This is a genomic window from Mycobacterium sp. ML4 (genome assembly GCF_054515735.1).
The window spans coordinates 210,308-229,137 of record NZ_JBTNSY010000010.1; the positions used below are offsets into that span (position 1 = coordinate 210,308).

At 67.8% G+C, this 18,830-nt stretch carries 17 protein-coding genes and 1 pseudogene; 5 read left to right on the forward strand and 13 right to left on the reverse strand.

What is annotated here, in order from left to right:
- Positions 1-45 precede the first annotated feature (45 nt).
- From ACX9NE_RS13925 to ACX9NE_RS13935, 3 genes are read right to left on the reverse strand one after another with little or no spacing between them, the layout of a single operon-like run.
- Complete coding sequence (locus ACX9NE_RS13925) at positions 46-2,004, reverse strand: PE family protein (RefSeq protein ID WP_459361955.1); 1,959 nt, start codon at positions 2,002-2,004, stop codon at positions 46-48.
- 34 nt (positions 2,005-2,038) lie between these two features.
- The gene (locus tag ACX9NE_RS13930) at positions 2,039-3,997 is read right to left on the reverse strand and encodes a PE family protein (protein ID WP_459361953.1); all 1,959 of its coding nucleotides are present in this window, start codon (positions 3,995-3,997) and stop codon (positions 2,039-2,041) included.
- Position 3,998: 1 nt separating this feature from the next.
- Positions 3,999-4,124 carry a hypothetical protein gene (locus ACX9NE_RS13935; RefSeq protein ID WP_459361951.1) on the reverse strand — a complete coding sequence of 42 codons (126 nt, stop codon included), beginning with the start codon at positions 4,122-4,124 and terminating at the stop codon, positions 3,999-4,001.
- Positions 4,125-4,540: 416 nt separating this feature from the next.
- Here ACX9NE_RS13935 and mntR point away from each other — a divergent pair, with 416 nt between their 5' ends.
- On the forward strand, positions 4,541-5,233 hold the full coding sequence (gene mntR / locus ACX9NE_RS13940; protein ID WP_459361949.1) for a manganese-binding transcriptional regulator MntR: 693 nt from the start codon (positions 4,541-4,543) through the stop codon (positions 5,231-5,233).
- A gap of 87 nt (positions 5,234-5,320) precedes the next feature.
- Here mntR and ACX9NE_RS13945 read toward each other — a convergent pair whose 3' ends face one another.
- From ACX9NE_RS13945 to ACX9NE_RS13970, 6 genes are all read right to left on the reverse strand, one after another.
- Entirely contained in the window at positions 5,321-7,096 is a 1,776-nt protein-coding gene (locus tag ACX9NE_RS13945; RefSeq protein WP_459361947.1) for a PE family protein, read from the reverse strand.
- Between the two features lie 1,508 nt (positions 7,097-8,604).
- Entirely contained in the window at positions 8,605-9,855 is a 1,251-nt protein-coding gene (locus ACX9NE_RS13950) for an acyl-CoA dehydrogenase family protein (protein ID WP_459361946.1), read from the reverse strand.
- Positions 9,856-9,858: 3 nt separating this feature from the next.
- Positions 9,859-11,061 (reverse strand): lipid-transfer protein, encoded by a 1,203-nt coding sequence (locus tag ACX9NE_RS13955; RefSeq protein ID WP_459361944.1) that lies wholly within the window; start codon positions 11,059-11,061, stop codon positions 9,859-9,861.
- Between the two features lie 153 nt (positions 11,062-11,214).
- On the reverse strand, positions 11,215-12,102 hold the full coding sequence (gene truB / locus ACX9NE_RS13960) for a tRNA pseudouridine(55) synthase TruB (protein ID WP_459361942.1): 888 nt from the start codon (positions 12,100-12,102) through the stop codon (positions 11,215-11,217).
- On the reverse strand, positions 12,099-12,779 hold the full coding sequence (gene pptT / locus ACX9NE_RS13965) for a 4'-phosphopantetheinyl transferase PptT (RefSeq protein ID WP_459361941.1): 681 nt from the start codon (positions 12,777-12,779) through the stop codon (positions 12,099-12,101). The genes truB and pptT overlap by 4 nt, the downstream gene beginning before the upstream one ends.
- A complete protein-coding gene (locus ACX9NE_RS13970; RefSeq protein ID WP_459361939.1) occupies positions 12,776-13,774 on the reverse strand; it encodes a metallophosphoesterase family protein in 999 nt (332 codons plus the stop codon). The genes pptT and ACX9NE_RS13970 overlap by 4 nt, the downstream gene beginning before the upstream one ends.
- Before the next feature lie 104 nt (positions 13,775-13,878).
- On the opposite strand from ACX9NE_RS13970, the gene ACX9NE_RS13975 reads away from it, so the two are divergent.
- Positions 13,879-14,454 carry a DUF3558 domain-containing protein gene (locus tag ACX9NE_RS13975; RefSeq protein ID WP_459361938.1) on the forward strand — a complete coding sequence of 192 codons (576 nt, stop codon included), beginning with the start codon at positions 13,879-13,881 and terminating at the stop codon, positions 14,452-14,454.
- A 22-nt stretch (positions 14,455-14,476) separates the two neighbouring features.
- Positions 14,477-16,171 carry a CocE/NonD family hydrolase gene (locus tag ACX9NE_RS13980; RefSeq protein ID WP_459361936.1) on the forward strand — a complete coding sequence of 565 codons (1,695 nt, stop codon included), beginning with the start codon at positions 14,477-14,479 and terminating at the stop codon, positions 16,169-16,171.
- On the opposite strand, the gene ACX9NE_RS13985 is transcribed toward ACX9NE_RS13980, so the two are convergent.
- The 4 genes from ACX9NE_RS13985 to ACX9NE_RS14000 are packed head-to-tail and all read right to left on the reverse strand — an operon-like array spanning position 16,130 to position 17,563.
- Positions 16,130-16,675: a DUF1802 family protein gene (locus tag ACX9NE_RS13985; RefSeq protein WP_459361932.1), complete on the reverse strand. Its 546-nt coding sequence runs from the start codon at positions 16,673-16,675 to the stop codon at positions 16,130-16,132. The two genes, ACX9NE_RS13980 and ACX9NE_RS13985, sit on opposite strands and share 42 nt — an antisense overlap.
- The gene (locus ACX9NE_RS13990; protein ID WP_459361931.1) at positions 16,672-16,938 is read right to left on the reverse strand and encodes a DUF2277 domain-containing protein; all 267 of its coding nucleotides are present in this window, start codon (positions 16,936-16,938) and stop codon (positions 16,672-16,674) included. The genes ACX9NE_RS13985 and ACX9NE_RS13990 overlap by 4 nt, the downstream gene beginning before the upstream one ends.
- A 20-nt stretch (positions 16,939-16,958) precedes the next feature.
- A complete protein-coding gene (locus ACX9NE_RS13995; protein ID WP_459361929.1) occupies positions 16,959-17,351 on the reverse strand; it encodes a type II toxin-antitoxin system VapC family toxin in 393 nt (130 codons plus the stop codon).
- Positions 17,348-17,563, reverse strand: a complete 216-nt coding sequence (locus ACX9NE_RS14000) for a type II toxin-antitoxin system Phd/YefM family antitoxin (protein WP_459362147.1) — start codon at positions 17,561-17,563, stop codon at positions 17,348-17,350. The genes ACX9NE_RS13995 and ACX9NE_RS14000 overlap by 4 nt, the downstream gene beginning before the upstream one ends.
- Before the next feature lie 57 nt (positions 17,564-17,620).
- On the opposite strand from ACX9NE_RS14000, the pseudogene ACX9NE_RS14005 reads away from it, so the two are divergent.
- Positions 17,621-17,707, forward strand: a pseudogene (locus ACX9NE_RS14005) (enoyl-CoA hydratase); the annotation flags it as partial.
- Between the two features lie 177 nt (positions 17,708-17,884).
- Positions 17,885-18,370, forward strand: a complete 486-nt coding sequence (locus ACX9NE_RS14010) for a hypothetical protein (RefSeq protein WP_459361927.1) — start codon at positions 17,885-17,887, stop codon at positions 18,368-18,370.
- The last annotated feature ends 460 nt before the right edge of the window (positions 18,371-18,830 follow it).

The window sequence follows — 18,830 nt, forward strand, 5'->3', positions numbered from 1 at the left end:
GGCAGTCGCCAGCACCCCGTGTCAGCGATTGCACGCGTTGACTAATCAACCGTCCGCGCCCGTAGCCCCTTGGGCACCGTCCAGGCCGCGCGCACCGACGCCGGCGCTTCCATACGCGCCCGCGCCGCCGGCACCGCCCGCCCCGCCCGAACCCCCGGCGGCACCCTTGCCGCCGGTGGCGGCGCCATGACCGCCACTTGTGACGATGGACCCGGGACTGCCACCGGCGCCGCCGTCACCTCCGTCGCCGCCGGCCCCGCCGTTGCCGCCCACGCCCCCGGCCCCGTCCCTACCCGCGTGGCCCAGCAGCCCGCCCGCTCCGCCCGCGCCACCAGCCGCGCCGGCGCCGCCCATGCCACCTGCACCGCCCTTACCCCCGCGGCCGGCGTCGCCGCCGTCACCCGGCTGCAAATATTCCGAGTCACCACCGTCTCCGCCGCCACCGCCGGGTGCGCCGCTCGCGCCGGCTCCTCCGGTGCCCCCGGGGCCGCCGAGACCGCCGGCGCCTCCGTCACCCAGGAGCAGTCCGCCGCGACCTCCAACACCGCCGACTCCGCCAGTCCCGCCGGTGCCGGCGTTGTTGGCAGCATCCCCGCCTGCGCCGCCCTGTCCGCCGCTGCCCCCGCTCGCCTTGAGGTCTGGCCCGTGGCCACCAAGGCCACCGTGCCCTCCTGCGCCGCCAGGCGCACCGACGCCGCCCTGACCGCCCTGTCCGCCATCGCCGCCTCCACTGCGATCCGGCTGCGTTCGGCTTCCGGCTTCGCCGCCGGCGCCGCCGGCGCCCCCGGGTGCGCCGTCGCCGCCCGCGCCGCCGTCACCACCCCGGCCGCCGGCCGCTATGCCGCCCGCGGTATTGGCGCCGCTGGCGCGAGCCAAGCTGCCGGTGCCGCCGGCACCGCCGGGTGCTCCGGTCCATCCGTCACCGCCGTCACCACCGCGCAAACCCTTGGCGTTGCCGCGGTCGGTATCGATGGTGGTCGCGGTGCCACCATCACCGCCGGCCTGCCCAGCGACCCGACCGTCGGCACCATTGCCGCCCTGCGACGGGGGAATGACATTCGAGTTGTCGGCCCCGTCGGCCGCAGGGCTTACCGGGGATGCCAGATGTGGATTGACGCCGTCGGTGCCGGTCCCGCCGATCCCGCCTGCTCCGCCGGCGCCTCCGTGACCCCACAATCCGGCGTTGCCGCCATTACCGCCTGCGCCGCCGGTGCCGCCGCCTGGCACACCGGGCCCACCATCGCCGCCGGACCCGCCTGCCCCGTACAACGTTCCGCCGTTACCACCGTTACCGCCGGCCATACCGGCCGCACCGTTCCCGCCGGCCCCACCGTTGCCACACCATCCGGCGCTGCCACCGTCACCCCCCACCCCCGCGGCACCCCCGGGCGCTGCGATGCCTCCGCACCCGCCGCGCCCACCCGAACCGAGCCAGGTGCCCCCAGCACCGCCTTCACCACCGGCCGCGCCCGCGCCGCCGGTGCCGCCGGCCCCGCCATTGCCGATCAGCCCCGCCGGTCCACCGGCACCGCCGGCCTGTCCGATGCCGCCCGAACCCCCGTTGCCGCCGTTGCCGTAGAGCAGTCCGCCAGCTCCGCCGGGCTGGCCAGTGCCGGGTGCCCCATCAGCACCGTCGGCAATCAAGGGACGCCCCAACAACGCCTCGGTAGGAGCGTTTATGACGCCCAGCAGCTGCCTCTCCACTGTCTGCAAGGACGAGACGTTGGCGGACTCGGCGGTGGCGTACGAGTGCGCACCGGCAGCCAAGGCCTCGATAAACCGAGCTTGAAATGCCGCCACTTGTTTGCTGGCCGACTGGTAGGCCAGCCCATGCTCGCTGAACAGCGCCGCGGCCGCCGCCGAGACCTCATCGGCACCCGGAGCCAGTAGCGCCGTCGCCGACGCCGCCACCGATTTGCCCGCGGCGCTCACCGCCGCCTCCACGCGGGCCAACTCGCCCACCGCGGCATCTACCATTTCCGGCGCTATGAGTACGTACGACAACTCGGCTCCTTCGACGGTCCCGACCTGCGGGTGATCAGCCGTCAGAGCCCTTCGACCCGTTTGTCCCGGCGTTCCCAAATGCACCGTTACCGCCGCTTCCGAATGCGCCGACGCCGCCCTTACCAGCCAGACCACCGAAGCCGCCCAAGCCGCCATTACCGCCCAGAGGGGAGATACCCGACCCTGCTTGGCCTCCGTTGCCGCCGCCGCCTCCATCGCCTCCGTCGCCTCCGGTACCCCCCATACCGCCGGCTCCGGTGCTACCTGCCTTGCCAAATAGCCCGCCGGCACCGCCGGCGCCACCGGCGGCCCCGGCTCCGCCTTGGCCGCCGTCGCCGCCGTTACCGCCTAAGCCGCCGTCGCCGCCTTTGCCCGCAATCAGAAGATTCCCGTTGTCGGTACCCGCGTCGCCGCCGCTACCGCCGTAGCCTCCGTGACCGCCGTTGACGCCGTTTCCGCCGCTTCCGCCGGCGCCGCCGAACCCGCCGGCGCCGCCGTCGCCCCACAGAGTGCCGCCACGCCCACCGGCCCCGCCGACCCCGCCGGTACCTCCCATACCCGCGTTGTTGGCGGCATTCCCGCCCTTACCGCCCGCCCCGCCGTCGCCGCCATTGGCGCTGAAAGTCGGGTGCTCGGCAAACGTACCGGTGCCGCCGTTGCCGCCGGCGCCGCCATTTGCACCGGTGCCGCCATTGCCACCGGTCCCGCCGGTACCACCCTGGGATAACAGACCAGAGGTCTGACTCCGGGACCCACCGCCGTTGCCTCCGGCGCCTCCCTGCGCCCCGGCTCCGCCATTGCCGCCGTTGCCGCCGTTGCCGCCTGTTGTGGCAGCCGAAGGACTGCCACCGCTGACCGCCAGGCTTCCCGTGCCGCCGTCGCCTCCCGGCGCCCCGAAGCCACCGTTACCACCGTTACCGCCGGCTAGGCCATTTGCCGGATTGGGGAAGCCCGTGACGACGTCGCCGGAGCCGCCGCCGTTACCCCCGGCCTGGCCGGCGACGGTACCCGGGCTGCCGTTACCGCCCTGTTTGCCGTTGTTGCCGCTGTTGTCCACGCCATCGGCAGCGGGGGCCACCGGGGTCGCCAGACCCGGGTTTTTCCCGTCAGCGCCGGCCCCGCCGACGCCTCCTGCGCCGCCGGCCCCGCCGTGGCCCAACAATCCGGCGTCGCCGCCGCTACCCCCGGCGCCCCCGGTCCCACCACCGGCGGTACCCGCGCCACCGGCACCGCCGTTCCCGCCCATGCCGTACACCCGGCCGCCGTCGCCCCCATTGCCGCCGCCGGCACCGACGCCACCGGTGCCGCCCGAACCGCCGTGACCCCACAATCCGGCGTCACCGCCAATACCACCGACACCACCGACACCGGACGTTCCGGCGATTCCGCCGGCACCGCCCGCCCCGCCCGAGCCGTACAGATACCCGCCCGCGCCGCCTTGTCCCCCGGCCGCGCCCGTGCCGCCGACGCCGCCGGCCCCGCCGTTGCCGATCAAACCGGCTGAGCCGCCGGCACCGCCGGCCTGCCCCAGCGCGCCGCCCGATCCGCCGTTACCGCCATTGCCGTATAACAGCCCACCGGGCCCGCCGGGCATCCCAGTTCCGGGCAAGCCGTCCATACCGTTACCGATAAGCGGGCGCCCCACCAGCGTTTGGGTGGGGGCGTTCACCGCACCCAAGACCTGCTGCTCAAGCTGGCCCAGCGGCGAAGTATTGGCCGCCTCGGCGCCCGCATATGAACTTGCGCCGGTCTGCAGAGCCTGGACGAATTGCCTTTGGAACGCCTCGGCCTGCGAGCTCAGCAGCTGATAGGCCTGTCCGTGCGAACTGAACAGTGCCGCGATGGCGGCGGACACCTCATCGGCACCCGCGGCGAGCAGACCCGTCGTCGAAGCGGCTGCCGCGGAATTGGCGGCGCCGATGGTGGACCCGATCGTTGTCAAATTACCGGCGGCGGCGCGGACCATCTCCGGCGCGACGAGCAGATAGGACATTTCAGTTCCTTTCGTCAGTGACGTTGGCTTCGTAGCTGTTCGCCGTCGGGAAAACTCGAGGGCCCAATGCCGTCAGGTGGGTGCGCAGGTTGGTTGCGCCTGCGCCGTCCTGCAGGACGTCGATCACGCTCTCCGCACCACCTCTCGGGCCCTAACTGAAAGGATTCTCATATACGAGGATTTCTTCAGTCAAGAGGAAATGAGGAATTCTTCAAAAGGATTCGAACGGACTACGGGCAAGCGACATCTGGCACCTTCGACACCAAGAAACAACTTCTGATGAGCGTGCACGGCGGCCCTCCGGGTACCGCGATGCGGCTTGCTGCGGGAGACTGTTTGCCCCCTGCTTCCGCCGAGTGCGAGTCGCCGCTGGGAGGCCGCTCCGTCCACTATCAACTGTGTGACCAAATTCACATGTATGAATAAAGCTTCAGTCAAGCCGTCGTGCGGATCTGCCTCAAGGAGAGAGACGCAGTTGGCTTGAGGAACCAGGCAGCGCAGGTCAACACCCACTACGGCTCGATCGGCCTAAACTTTGATGTTGTGAACGCTGACGATGAACCTGGCGGTCTCACCGCAGTTGCTCAGGACTACTTGAAAGTCATTTGGACCGCCCAGGAATGGTCGCGGGAGAAGGTAAGCACCAAGATGCTGGCCGAGAAGATCGGCGTATCGGCCAGCACCGCATCGGAGTCAATCCGCAAACTCGCCGAGCAGGGTCTGGTCGATCACGCGAAATACGGCGCGATCACATTGACCGACTCCGGTCGACGAGCAGCCCTGGCGATGGTGCGTCGGCACCGCCTGCTAGAGACCTTCTTGGTCAGCGAACTCGGCTACGGCTGGGACGAAGTACATGACGAGGCCGAGATTCTCGAGCACGCCGTGTCGGATCGACTGGTGGCTCGCATCGACGCCAAGCTGGGCTTTCCGCGCCGCGACCCGCACGGTGACCCTATTCCGGCCCCCGACGGGCAAGTGCCTACTCCGCCGGCTCGTCAGCTGTGGGACTGCCGGGACGGCGAAACCGGCACGGTGGCCCGGATCTCCGATGCCGACCCCGAGATGCTGCGGTATTTCGACAGTGTGGGCATCAACCTGGACTCGCGGGTGCGGGTGGTGACGCGTCGCGAATTCGCAGGCACGATCACCGTCGCGTTCGAACCACGGGGTGAGACCGCGACCAACCTCGAGTTGGGAAGTCCAGCCGCCCGATCGATTTGGGTGGTGCGGTAAACCAGGTCCCCCGTTACCGCCGATGGATCTCTGCTCGGTTGGCAGTGGTGAGCCCGCGGACGTCGTCGTATCCGCGCGGTGCGACGATCAGCCGTCTTTGCCGGTGCGGCCGTGTCCGCCGATAGCGCCATTCGCACCATTGCCAGCACTTCCAACCGCTCCGACGCCGCCAGCACCGCCCTGACCGCCCAAACCGCCCGCAGCGCCCTTACCACCGTTCGCGGCGCTCGCGCCGGTCCCGGCATGCCCACCGTCTCCGCCGTCACCGCCGGTTCCGCCGGCGCCACCGGAGCCACCCATGCCGCCGGCCCCGTTACTGCCCGAGTGCCCGAACAGCCCGCCTTGGCCGCCAGCGCCGCCGTTTCCCCCGGCGCCGCCCTGGCCGCCATCGCCGCCCTGACCCCCTGTGCCACCATCGCCGCCATCGCCCGCGCGCCATTGATCCGAGTTGCCGCCGACTCCGCCGTGGCCTCCGCTGCCGCCGGTTGCACCGACCCCGCCCGTGCCGCCGGCGCCGCCTACACCGCCGGCGCCGCCGTCGCCGTACAGGATCCCGCCCCGACCCCCGGTCCCACCGATTCCGCCGGCACCGCCGGTGCCCGCGTTGTTGGCAGCGGCACCACCTTCGCCGCCGTGACCACCAGCTCCACCACTGGCGCCAAATCCACCGGCGCCGCCGTGCCCGCCGCCGCCACCGTCCCCACCGGAAGCGCCAATGCCGCCGTGACCGCCGGTACCGCCAGCGCCGCCCTTGCTGAAGCCACCCAATACACGACTGCCGGCATCGCCGCCGCTGCCACCCGCACCGCCAGGCGCGCCGGCGCCGCCATCACCGCCGGTGCCGCCGACGCCACCAATCGCGTTGACGGCGAAATTCCCGGAACCGGCGGCAGTAGACCGGCTGCCGGTGCCGCCGTCGCCACCTGGCGCGCCGAACCCGCCGTGGCCGCCGTTACCGCCCGACAGGCCGTGTGGAGTATCACTGAAAAAAGACAGATTAGTGGCGGTGCCGCCGTTGCCCCCAGCTTGCCCGGTCGCCGCGCCGGGAGCGCCATCGCCGCCAGGCATGGGAAACACGGAATTCGAGTTGTCAGCGCCGTTGGCGGCCGGTGTCACCGGGATTGCCGGCCCTGGGTGGACACCGCCGGAACCTGTACTACCGACTGCGCCAGCTCCACCGGCCCCACCATTGCCCCACAATCCGGCGCTGCCACCGTTACCGCCCATGCCGCCGACGGTCCCGGCCGCGCCAGCGACACCGCCGGCTCCGCCGGCCCCACCCGACCCGTACAGCATCCCGCCGGCCCCACCGTGGCCGCCGGCCGCACCGGTGCCACCGGTACCGCCTGCGCCGCCATCACCGAACAGCCCAGCGGCCCCACCCGCCCCACCGACCTGCCCGACCGCGCCACCGGACCCGCCGTTGCCGCCGTTGCCGTAGAGCAGCCCACCGGGCCCGCCGGGCTGCCCGGTGCCCGGCAAACCGTCAACGCCGTTACCAATCAACGGGCGTCCCAGCAGCGCCTGCGTCGGCGCGTTCACCACACTGACGACCTGCTGCTCGAGGGCCTGCAGGGGCGAGGCGTTCGCGGCCTCGGCGCCGGCATACGATCCCGCACTCGCGTTCAGAACCTGCACAAATCGAAGGTGGAATGCCGCCGCTTGCGCGCTCACCGACTGATAGGCCTGCCCGTGGCTACTGAACATGCTGGCGATCGCCGCCGAGACCTCATCAGCGCCCGCCGCCGCCAGCTCCGTCGTCTGGGCCGCCGCGGCGTTAGCGGCGTGAATCACCGATTGGATACGGGCCAAATCCCCCGCGGCGGCGCTGACCAGGTTTGGGGTCACCACGAGATGGGCCATGTTCGCTCTTCCCTGTCATGGGCCGTGCCAGCCGCTCGGGAGGTCGACCGTCGTCGCGGGTTCACTGCCGCTCACCATTTGTGACGTAATTGTCATAAATGATGGATTGTTCAGTCAAGCCTTTACTGAGGATTTCTTCACGAACTGGTCTCAGCTCGGCGTGGCCCCTTGACAACACGCGGAAGTAGGTGCTGCGCGTGGCCGGCAACTGCAGCCCAGCGATCGGGCGACGGCACCATTCGGCAGGACCGCGCGGCAAACGATGGTTCGACCCAAACCTCGCAGGTCGGGAATCGCCGACGCTCGCCGGACGCCGGCCCAGCAGGCTGGAGCTCGCCAGCAGTCAGCCCGAGTTAGGGACCCAGCCGAGGCTGTGGAGGGACAAGAACGACCGGGCCCTGCGGGGGTGGGGGGCCGACCGGAGTAGATGACGGCCCGGTCGTCGCGCTGGTAGTGGCCGCACCGGTTGGGCTTTCCGTCGACGACAGGGTAGTCGTGCCGGGCGCCGGCGCCGCGGTCGTTGGCACCGTGTTGGTTGCGGGCGTCGTGAGGGGGGGTCCTGCGACGGTTGTCGTAGAAATCGGTGTCGAAATTGGCGATGACGTTGGGGCTGGCGAGTGCGCCGAGGAAGGCAACGACGTCGTGTCGGCGGGCACGCCGCCGTGGCTGCCATAGAGCAGCACCACCAGGCCGTAAATGATAAACCCGATCGTTACCGCGGCGAACGCGCCGAGCCCGATCAACACCGCAGCGTTGCGATGCCAGCCCGTCGGCTCAGTCCCCGGTCCGCCTGCGGTGCCACGATCATATGCATGGCTGTAGCCGGAATCGTCCGGTCCAGCGTCGGTGTGGTCACCGCTCTGGCTATAGGCATATTCAACCGCTCCCGTGCCTTCACCGAGGCCGTAATCGATGCTTGGAGCCACGTCGCCCGGGCCTATGGCTCCCGAGGGTCTCTCAGCTGACATAACAGATCCTCCTATCGCACGGCGTCCGGTAGTGCGCGGGAAGCTCCACGATCGCCAGCCTGCTGTGCTCGCATCATCTCGACGCAAGCATCACTGAAGAAATATTCACTTACAGGGATGCTACCAAGCTGGCGGCGGTCTCGATCGCTGTTCAGCCCGTTATTGAAGTCGGACGCTGCCAACTCGTCGACTATATTTGAATATAGTGTCAGTTACGATGACATATTCAGTCAATGCCTTCTGGGCAGATCTTCACCGGAGTTATGCCAAGCCGTCCGACTCGCAGGCGGTCTCAGTGGCCCCGGCGGCGCATTTGGGCCGTTGAGCCTGCCCGGCAACTCAGGTGCCACGGGGACGGTGGCCTCGACCAGAGCGGTGGCGCCGCGGCCGTACAGGAAATGATGCCGGTAGCACCACCGCCGGCGAGGCCGGCGGCCCGTTGCCGGCGCAGCCACGCGCCTCAGCAACCTGCAAGGCCCGCTGATCGCGAGCCGGACGTCTGCGCCAACCCGCCGCGAAACCCGCCCCGGCGTCCGCGGCTCAGGCCAACAACCCCTTGGCGATGTGAGTCACCTGGACCTCGTTGCTGCCGGCATAGATCATCAACGACTTGGCATCGCGCGCAAGCTGCTCCACGCGATACTCCGCCATATAACCGTTGCCGCCGAACAATTGCACGGCGTCCATTGCGACATCGGTGGCAGCCTCTGAGCTGTACAGCTTGATTGCGGACGCCTCGGCGAGCGTCAGTGGCTTGCCGGCTTGTTGGCGCTCGAGGGTGTGAAAGACCATGTTCTGCACGTTCATTCGGGCGATCTCCATCTTGGCCAGCTTGAGCTGGATCAACTGGAATTGGCCGATGTTCTTGCCCCACAACGTGCGACTCTTCGCGTAATCCACGCACAGCCGGTGGCATTCGTTGATGATGCCGAGCGCCATCATCGCGATCCCGATGCGTTCGGCGGCGAAGTTGGCCCGGGCGCTTTCCCGGCCGTCACCGTCGCTGTGCTGTTCGCTCTCACCCAGCAGCCGGTCCGGGCTCAGCCGCACGTTGTCGAAGAACAGTTCTCCCGTCGGCGAGGACATCATGCCCATCTTCTTGAACGGCTTGCCCTGCGTGAGACCCGGCATGCCGGAATCCAGCACGAAAACCAGGACCGGCCGGTTGCGTGGGTCCGTGGCGGCCTCACCGGCAGTGTCTTCCGCGAGCTTGGCGTAAACAACCAGGACGTCGGCGTACGGCCCGTTGGTGATGAAGGTCTTCTGGCCGTTGAGGAGGTAGTCCTGTCCGTCGCGCTTGACGTAGGTCTTCATGCCGCCGAACGCATCGGAACCGGAGTCGGGTTCGGTGATGGCCCATGCGGCGATCTTGTTCAGCGTCATCAGCTCCGGCAGCCACCGTTCCTTCTGCGCCAGAGTGCCGCGGCTCATGATGGTCCCGGCTCCCAGGCCCAGGCTAACCGACGCCGTGCTCAGCAATCCGATGCTGACGCTGGCGAGTTCGGATACCAGCACCGCGATCATCGATGCCTGGGCGCCGAAACCCCCTGAGCCATCTTGCTTTTCAGGTTCGGCGGCATCCTTGCCCTGCACCCGCTCGCGGTCCAGCATCTTCTTCACCGATTCCGCGGCCAGCACGCCCAGACCGAATTGGCTGAACAGCTTGCGTGCGATCGGATAGGGCTGTATCTCGCCGGTTTCCAAGGCGTCCAGGTTGGGGCGGATTTCCTTGTCGATGAACTGACGGACGGCGTCGCGCACCATCAGATCGGTGTCCGACCATTCGATCACGGCTCAGCGCTCGGCGCGCTGGTAAGCGGTGACGACTGCCGCGCCGCCGAGCCCGATGTTGTGCTGTAATGCGGCGCTCACATCGTCCACCTGGCGTTTGTCGGCGGTACCCCGCAATTGCCAGGTGAGCTCGGAGCACTGCGCGAGCCCGGTCGCGCCGAGGGGGTGGCCCTTGGAAATCAGCCCACCCGAGGGGTTGACCACCCAGCGTCCGCCGTAGGTCGTCTGCTCATCGTCGATCAGCTTCGGCGCCTCTCCCTCGTCGCACAGGCCCAGCGCTTCATACAGCAACAGCTCGTTGGCCGAGAAGCAATCGTGCAGTTCGATCACCTGGAAATCCTGGGGGCCGAGGCCGCACTGATGGTAAACCCGCTGAGCGGCTTGCACATTCATGTCGTACCCGATGATGTTGCGGGCACTGCCGTCGAAGGTGGAGGCGAAGTCGGTGGTCATCGACTGCCCGACGATCTCAACGGCCTGCCCGGCTAGGTCGTGGCGTGCGACGTAGTCCTCGCCGGCCAGCACCACCGCGGCCGAGCCGTCCGAGGTGGGCGAGCACTGCAATTTGGTGAGCGGGTCAGAGATCATCTTTGCGGCCAGGATGTCGTCGAGGGTGTACTCGTCCTGGAACTGGGCGTAGGGGTTGTTCACCGAATGCTTGTGGTTCTTGAAGCCGATCTTGGCGAAATGCTCGGCGGTGGTGCCGTATTTCTTCATGTGCTCGCGCCCGGCCGCGCCGAACATCCACGGTGCCACCGGAAAGGCGAATTCGTCGATCTCGGCCAGCGCCTTGACGTGCCGGCCCAGTGGCGACTCCCGGTCGTTGGCGCCACCCTGCAGCGAACCAGGTTGCATCTTCTCGAAACCCAGCGCCAGCACGCAGTCGGCCAATCCGCCCCGGATGGCCTGCGCGCCCAGGTACAGCGCGGTGGAACCCGTCGAACAATTGTTGTTGACGTTGACGATCGGGATTCCCGTCATGCCGAGTTCGTAGAGGGCACGCTGGCCGCAGGTCGAGTCTCCGGCCACGTACCCGACGTAGCCCTGCTCGATCTCGGTGTAGTCGATCCCGGCGTCCGCCAGAGCTTTTGTGCCGGACTCTTTTGCCATCTGCGGGTAGTCCCAGCCCTCGCGGCGGCCGGGCTTCTCGAACTTCGTCATGCCCACGCCCACGACGTAGACCTTGTTACGACTCTTCGCAGGCATCTTTGCCCCCTCGGCTTGATCGACTCGCCTCCCAGTGTGCAGCGTGGCCGTGCGGTGCCGCGGATCGGGGCCGTCCCAACGTCGAAACTGAAAATCTGCAGACCCCTGGTCGAACTATGACCGCTGATTTTCAGTCTCGGCGGAGAAGGACCGCTACAAGGTCGACGGGCGGATCACCACCACCGATTTCGTACCGCGACCCTCGTCGCGCAGCAGCGCGATTACCCGGCCGTCGGGCGCGGTAGCCGCGTAGACGCCGTCTATCCCGCCGGGCGTCAGGGCCCTGCCGTTGGCCGAGGCGTCGGCCTCCTCGGGGCTGAGGTCGCGGCGCGGGAACATCAGCAGGCAGGCCTCGTCGAGGCTCAGAGATAGTCGCGGGCGCTGAGCCAGGTCGTCGAGTGAGACCGCGTGGCTCAGGTCGAAACGACCTACCCGGGTACGCCGCAATGACGTCAAATGACCGCCGACACCCAGGCAATCGCCGAGATCGCGGGCCAGCGCCCGGACGTAGGTGCCCGACGAGCAGTCGACCTCCACGTCGAGGTCGATGAGGCCGTCCGTGCGCCGCACCGCCAACACTTCGAAACGATCGATGCGCACCGGGCGGGCCTGCAGCTCGACGGCGTGGCCCTCGCGGGCCAGTTGATAGGCGCGACGGCCTGCGACCTTGATGGCGCTGACCGCGGACGGGATTTGCCGAATGTCGCCGCGCAGCGGGCCCAGCGCCGCGCCGATCGCTTCATCGCTGACATGATCCGCCGAAATAACTTGCAGCAGTTCACCTTCGGCATCGTCGGTGCTGGTGGACCGGCCGAGCCGGATGGTGGCCGCGTAAGACTTGGAGGTGGCGGTCAGCAGACCGAGGATCTTGGTGGCACGCTCGATGCCGACCACTAGCACACCCGTGGCCATCGGGTCCAGCGTCCCCGCATGGCCCACCCGGCGAGTGGCGAAGATCCGGCGACACCGCCCGACGACGTCATGACTGGTCATTCCCGCCGGCTTGTCGACGATGACCAGCCCGGCGCCAACCTCGCTCACAACACGATCGCGGTGAGCACCAGGCCGCGCTCGACCGACCAGCGCCCCGACAGCGACGTCAATGGCGGACCCGACAGGGCCCCCGGATCGATCAGAATCCGGGAGGTGAACCGCCCGGCCGTGTCGGAGTCCGCCTGCAACTCGATGTGGGCATCTTCGAAGCCGAGCCAGCGTTGGGTCAGCGGAAACCACGCCTTGTACGTTGCTTCCTTGGCGCAGAACAGGATCCGGTCCCAATGCAGGCCTCCCGGCAGCGCCCTGGGAATCTCGGCCCGTTCGGCCGGCAGGCTGATGGCATCCAGCACGCCGTTCGGCAGTACGTCGTGTGGCTCGGCGTCGATTCCCAACGAACGCACCGCGCCGTCGCGTCCGACCACAGCACCGCGGTAGCCGGTGCAGTGGGTGAGACTGCCGACGACGCCGTCGGGCCAACACGGTTCTCCCTTGCCGCCCTTCAGGATCGGCACCGGCGGCACGCCCAGTTCGCCGAGCGCGATGCGGGCGCAGTGCCGTACGGTGATGAATTCGTTGCGCCGCTTGGCCACCGACCGGGCGATCAGCGGTTCCTCTTCCGGCAGCGGCGTCAGTCCGGGCGGGTCGGAGTACAACTCCGCATAGGCTAGATGGTCGACCAGGGTGCCGGGCAACAGCGTCGACACCAGTGTCCGTGCGGTCACCGGTTCTGCCTTTGCCGCAAGCGATCCCGAAACTGGGCCGCTTGAGCCTTCATTTCCGGGGTGATGATGAAGTGGCCGCCGAAGTCGTTGAGGTAGCCCGGCGCGTACCGGGGATCGGGCAGCACCTGCCGCAGCCAGCTGTACGGCTTGCGGCGCCGCCACTCCCGCGGATACCCGACCGACACTTCTTCGAAGCGCACGTCGTCGTACCAGGTGGTCCGAGGAATGTGCAGGTGCCCGTAGACCGAGCAGATCGCGTTGTAGCGGGTATGCCAATCGGCGGTCTTGGTGGTGCCGCACCATAGCGAGAACTCCGGGTAGAACAGGGCATCACAGGGTTGGCGCACCAGCGGGAAATGGTTGACCAGCACGGTCGGCTGCATCCAGTCCAGCTGTTCGAGACGGGCGCGTGTTGTGGTGACCCGTTCGCGGCACCAGGCGTCACGGGTGGGGTACGGCTCGCACGAGAGCAGGAACTCGTCGGTGCACACCACGTTGCGTTCTTTGGCGATGGCCAGGCCCTCGGCTTTGGTGGCGGCGCCATCGGGCAGAAACGTGTAGTCGTAGAGCAGGAACATCGGCACGATGGTGGCCGGCCCACCGCGTTCGGTCCACACCGGAAAGGGGTGTTCGGGGGTGACGACACCCATCTCGTCGCACATGTTGACCAGGTAGTCATAGCGGGCGCGACCGAAGATCTGCAGCGGATCCCTGTTGGTGGTCCACAACTCGTGATTTCCGGGCACCCAGATCACCTTGGCGAACCGCCGCCGTAGCAGGTCCAGGGCCCACCGGATCTCGTCGGTGCGTTCGGCGACGTCGCCGCAGACGATCAGCCAGTCATCGGGCGACGACGGATGCAGCGACTCGGTGACGGGCTTGTTGCCCAGGTGACCGGTGTGCAGGTCCGAGACAGCCCACAGCGTGGGCTGTCCCCCGCCCGTCGACTCATGTCCTGCCACGACTAACCACCCTAGCGATCGATCGAAAAGCATCCGATTGCGATCGCCACGGGCGAATCAAGTTCGCGGTTCTCTGTGACCGCGTGAACACGACTTGTAAACTCCCGGAAATAGGATCACCGGGAGCAGGGGGTGTCGTGTTCGCGAAGGTGCGTCTGGCCGCAGCGCTGAGTGCGCTGGTCACAGCGGTGATCGTGGGCTTCCAGTACGCTCCCCCGGTCCCGGCGGCCCGGGCGCCCGTCGAATTGCGATCGACGGCTCAGCCCATGGAAACCACGATGAAGAGCCCGATCGTCGGAGTTACCGACCCCAGCCCGTTCGATCCCTGCACGGACATCCCCTTCGACGCGGTGCAGCGGCTCGGCCTGGCTTTCTCGCCGCCGGAGCCGCTGGAAGGGTTGCGCTGCCAGTTCGATGCCGGAAACTACCAGCTGGCCGTGGAGCCCATCGTCTGGCGGACCTACGCCCAGACGTTGCCCGCCGATGCCGTCGAGACGACGATCCAGGGACACCGCGCCGCCCAGTACTGGACCTTGAAGCCGACCTACCACAACAGCTTCTGGTACATCTCCTGCATGGTGACCTTCAAGACCAGTTACGGCGTGATCCAGCAGGCGCTGTTCTACTCCACGGTCTACTCGGAGCCAGACGTCGACTGCCCGTCCACCAATCTGCAGCGGGCCAACGATCTCGCTCCGTTCTACAAGTTCTGATCGGCTACCTACTCTGGGGAATGTGAGCATTACATCCCTGGGCCGCGAGCGGGCCGAATCGCGCATGCCGACCGCCGCCGGCCGAGTTGCCCTGGGCGCCCTGGGCGCCGCGTTCGGCCTGCCCCGCGCCACCACCCGCTTTGCCGTCAACCACGTCGAGATCCCGATGCGCGACGGGGTGCGCCTGGTGGCCGATCACTACGCACCACAGACGTCCACGCCGGCCGGCACGTTGTTGGCCCGTGGGCCCTACGGCCGCTCGATGCCGTTCTCCCTGGCCTTCGCCAAGTTGTATGCCGCCCGGGGCTACCACGTGGTGCTGCAGAGCGTACGGGGCACCTTCGGGTCGGCCGGCGAGTTCGAGCCGATGGTCAACGAGGCGGCCGATGGCGCCGACACCGTGCAGTGGCTGCGCGAGCAACCGTGGTTCACCGGCCGATTCGCCACCGTCGGGCTGTCCTACCTGGGCTTCACCCAGTGGGCGCTGCTCAACGACCCGCCGCCGGAGCTGGCCACAGCGGTGATCATGGTCGGCCCGCACGACTTCAGGCAATCCACCTGGGGCACCGGCACCTTCGCGGTGAACGACTTTCTCGGCTGGAGCCACATGGTGAGCCGCCAGGAAGAGGCCGGTCGCCTCCGGGCCGGCCTCCGTCAACTGCGAGCCCAGCGTAAGGTGGCGCGCGCCATCGGTGCCGTGCCCCTGGGGCCTGCGGCCCGGGACCTGCTCGGGTCGGGGGCACCCTGGTTCGAGTCGTGGGCGGACAGCCACGACCCCGCCGACCCGTTTTGGGACCGGTTGCGTTTCCCCGACGCGCTGGACCGAGTCGACGTCCCCGTCCTGTTGCTGAGTGGCTGGCAGGACATTTTCATCGGCCAGACGATGCGGCAGTATCGGCATCTGTTCGACCGCGGCGTGGACGTGGCGCTGACGGTGGGGCCCTGGACGCACGTCCAGATGCTTACCAAGGGCCTTCCCCTGTGCACCCGCGAAACGCTGGATTGGCTCGACGCCCATCTGGGCGATGCGCCGGCGCCGCGCCGTCGCAGTCCGGTGCACATCTTCGTCACCGGCCAGGGCTGGCGTCACCTGCCCCAGTGGCCGCCCGCCACCCGCGAGCATCCGCTGTATCTGCAGCCCTATGGGCGTCTGGGCGAAACACCGCCGGAGACCAAGACACGACCGGCGAACTTTCACTACCACCCGGCCGATCCGACGCCCACGACCGGGGGTCCGCTGCTGTCGCCCAAGGGCGGCTACCGGGAGGACACCCACCTCGCCCTGCGCGACGACGTGCTGAGCTTCACCGGTGCCACCCTCACCCGCGACCTGTTCGTCTACGGCAACCCCGTGCTGCAGCTGGCGCACAGCTCGGACAACCCGCACGTCGACCTGTTCGTCCGGGTCAGCGAGGTCGACGCCAAGGGCAAATCCCGCAATGTCAGCGACGGGTACCGCCGGCTCGGAAACGGGTCGCGCAGTGTCACCATCGAGCTCGACCCGATCGCGCACCGGTTCGGCGCCGGATCGCGTATCCGGGTACTGATCACCGGAAGTTGGTTCCCGCGCTATGCGCGCAACCTCGGCAGCGGCGAACCTGTGCTCACCGGACGTCAACTCACCCCGGCGACGCATTCGGTCCACTTCGGCGAGTCCCGCCTGGTGCTGCCGGTTTCAGGTGACAGCGGCGCGGACCCTGGCGACGACGGCGGCTAACGCGTCCTCACCGTGCACCGGCGCGCCGAGCAACGGCACCACGGGCAATTGCACCCAGCTGGTGCAGCCGGCGTGATCGGCGGTCCGCGCCAGCCGCACCGGCTCGGCGAGCGGCATCGCGGAAACCACCAGCACGGCCAGCCGGTGCTTGGGCCGGAAGTCGAGCCGGTCGGCGCGTACCGAGTCGGCCGTCCAGATGTGCTGATCTTCGATTTCGGGCAGCCCCTCGGGCCGCTCAACGGCAAGTGCGGCAACGACTTTGGCGGCTGCCCGCACGGTCACCCGGTCCTCGGTGCTGTCGCCGGCCGCGGCCGCCAGCAAGTCCTGATGCTCTGGCCGGACGCGCTGCGCATGGCTGTGCGCCACCGTCGGGAACAACAGGAACTCACTGGCCGCCAGCTCGAAGCGTTTCTCGCCGATGCCGCCCTTGCGCAGCAGAACGGTTTGGCGCCCGTCGAGCAACGCGTGAATCGCGGCGCTCCACTCCTTGAGCGCTTCGGTCATCCGAGTGCCCGCCGGGCCACCACCTCGGGCCGGCGCAGCGGCGGGACGTTCTTGGGCGGCTGGCGCCGGGGTGGCAGCGCGTCGAGCAGTCGGGTGGTAGTGGCGGTGACCTCAGCGACCGCGGCTTCGAACGCGTCGGCGTTCGCGGCCGACGGGTGGGTGATCCCGCTGACCTTGCGCACGTACTGGCGCGCCGCGGCGGCAATCTCCTGGGCGGTAGCGGGCGGCTGCAACCCCCGCAGTTCGGTGATGTTGCGGCACATGGTCTCCACGATAAGGGCCGCTACCAGATGGTGACCGGTCGTGGGTGCCGATGACTGCGTAGCCGCCGATCCTTGGTCACCAGGCGCCAGCCATGTTCGATCGCAGTGGCGTAGATCAACCGGTCAGCCGGATCACCCGGAAACGATGACGGAAGCGACACCGCAGTGGCGGCGAGCGATGGAGTTATGCCAACGGTGCGGACGTGCTCGGCCAGCCGCTGCAGCCAGGTTCGCATCGGAATCGTCAGGAGTATGCGTTCGTGTTGGGCAAGCCAGGCCAGCTCGAACCAGGTGATTGCAGCAACGGCGAGCTCGTCGGCCTGTTCGACGGCCGTGCTTGCCGCGTTGCTGAGTCGCTCTGGCTCGGCCGACCACCAATGGACCACGTGCGAGTCAAGCAAGACCGTGGTCATGAGACTTTCCAGGACGCCCCGGCAGTGAAGAGCTCGTCTTCGTCGACCGCTGTCAGGGCCGCGCCCGCCAACCGGCCCTTGAGGGGGTGCGACCCGGTCGCTCCTATCAAGCGGGCCACGGTACGACCGTGTTTGGTGATCTCGATTTCCTCGCCTTCGGCAACTTCGTCAAGCAAGGCAAGAATCTTCGCCTTCACCTCGGTAGCGGTCATCTTTCTGGTCATAGCGTCAGTTTACTGGTCTCACGTGCCGCGGCTACGGTAAGAGTCATGGCCGACGAGATCCTGCTGAGCGAGACCGATGAGCGGGTACGCACCCTGACCCTCAACCGCCCCCAGTCCCGCAATTCGGTGACTGTCAGGACACCAACGAACGGGTGACAATCAGAATCGTAGTTGATACCACGGAGAATCGTTGGGATGTTCCCGACGGGAGGCAGAAGGGAGTTACCACGATGTTTCCGATAGCCGGGGGCAGCGGAGTTACAGAGCCGAGACCCGGTGTGACAGTTGCCCCTAATTGGGTTAATACAAATGTGCCCATCAACTGAATCAACCGAAGCGGAACACAACTTCGCCTCTGATGTATTGCGAAACCTGTTGCGTGACATCGAGACTGAAAACCAACAGGGGGGCAACCCCTTTTTAGTCTCGTATGCATGGACCGAGGGCCCATTCATCTACTTGGTGTACAAAGCTCCGCCGTCTGGCATCACATGGGGGCTGGCTCGAGACACAAGGGAATCGAATATCGAGCCCGGCCCGTGGCCGTCCCTGGACGTGGCCGTCCGCTACTACTACCTGCTCGACCTCGACGAGAACCGTATGTCTGAGTCTTTTCGACACCCAGCAAATCCCGACACGATTCTGTGGCTCGGCGATCCCATTGAAGGACTTCCACAGCTGCCTTCAGACATTCCGGACAACCGTCGCTACGCACCGCAGGCCGCACCGGTGCAGCCTGAGAGGGATCACGATCAGCAGGTAGTCAACGAGGTCCGGCGATATGCGGATCCATGAACAATCTGGTCGATACCGGGTGCTCACTGGCCATCGGCCCCCGCCGAGGAACGGCTTCGCTGGCTACGGATACGCAGGTCCTGCTCGCGGCGCCCAGCCCGCCGCATGCATAACCGGCAACTGTGCCAACTCACTGCTCGCTTTGCGGCGGCGCGATGCGCACGCCGCGTCCGCGGCCCATCGTGCCGTTGTCGGGCGTCGCGTCCGTAGACGAGGCACCAGGCGATCACCGTTGACGGCAGTCCAACAACCTCAAGGACCTCTATGTTGGCGCAACCGACGACACAGTCGCGGAAGCCGCCCCCTAGGGCCGCTACGTGCGTTGGACCCGGTTGATCACGATGTCATGCATCGAACAGAGCCGGCACGTCAACGGCCGAATCTTCAGACGAAGCTTCGACATCCGTAACGCCTTGCTGCAGAACGGGTATCGGCAGCCGCACGAGAGGGTGATCCACCA

What these genes read in the sequence shown, in the direction of transcription:
- ACX9NE_RS13995 (WP_459361929.1), bottom strand. Translation starts at nt 17,351, where the DNA reads ATGACCACGGTCTTGCTTGACTCGCACGTGGTCCATTGGTGGTCGGCC.
- ACX9NE_RS13945 (WP_459361947.1), bottom strand. Translation starts at nt 7,096, where the DNA reads ATGGCCCATCTCGTGGTGACCCCAAACCTGGTCAGCGCCGCCGCGGGG.
- ACX9NE_RS13970 (WP_459361939.1), bottom strand. Translation starts at nt 13,774, where the DNA reads ATGCTTTTCGATCGATCGCTAGGGTGGTTAGTCGTGGCAGGACATGAG.
- ACX9NE_RS14010 (WP_459361927.1), top strand. Translation starts at nt 17,885, where the DNA reads ATGTGCCCATCAACTGAATCAACCGAAGCGGAACACAACTTCGCCTCT.
- ACX9NE_RS13955 (WP_459361944.1), bottom strand. Translation starts at nt 11,061, where the DNA reads ATGCCTGCGAAGAGTCGTAACAAGGTCTACGTCGTGGGCGTGGGCATG.
- ACX9NE_RS13985 (WP_459361932.1), bottom strand. Translation starts at nt 16,675, where the DNA reads ATGACCGAAGCGCTCAAGGAGTGGAGCGCCGCGATTCACGCGTTGCTC.
- ACX9NE_RS13990 (WP_459361931.1), bottom strand. Translation starts at nt 16,938, where the DNA reads ATGTGCCGCAACATCACCGAACTGCGGGGGTTGCAGCCGCCCGCTACC.
- ACX9NE_RS13930 (WP_459361953.1), bottom strand. Translation starts at nt 3,997, where the DNA reads ATGTCCTATCTGCTCGTCGCGCCGGAGATGGTCCGCGCCGCCGCCGGT.
- ACX9NE_RS14000 (WP_459362147.1), bottom strand. Translation starts at nt 17,563, where the DNA reads ATGACCGCTACCGAGGTGAAGGCGAAGATTCTTGCCTTGCTTGACGAA.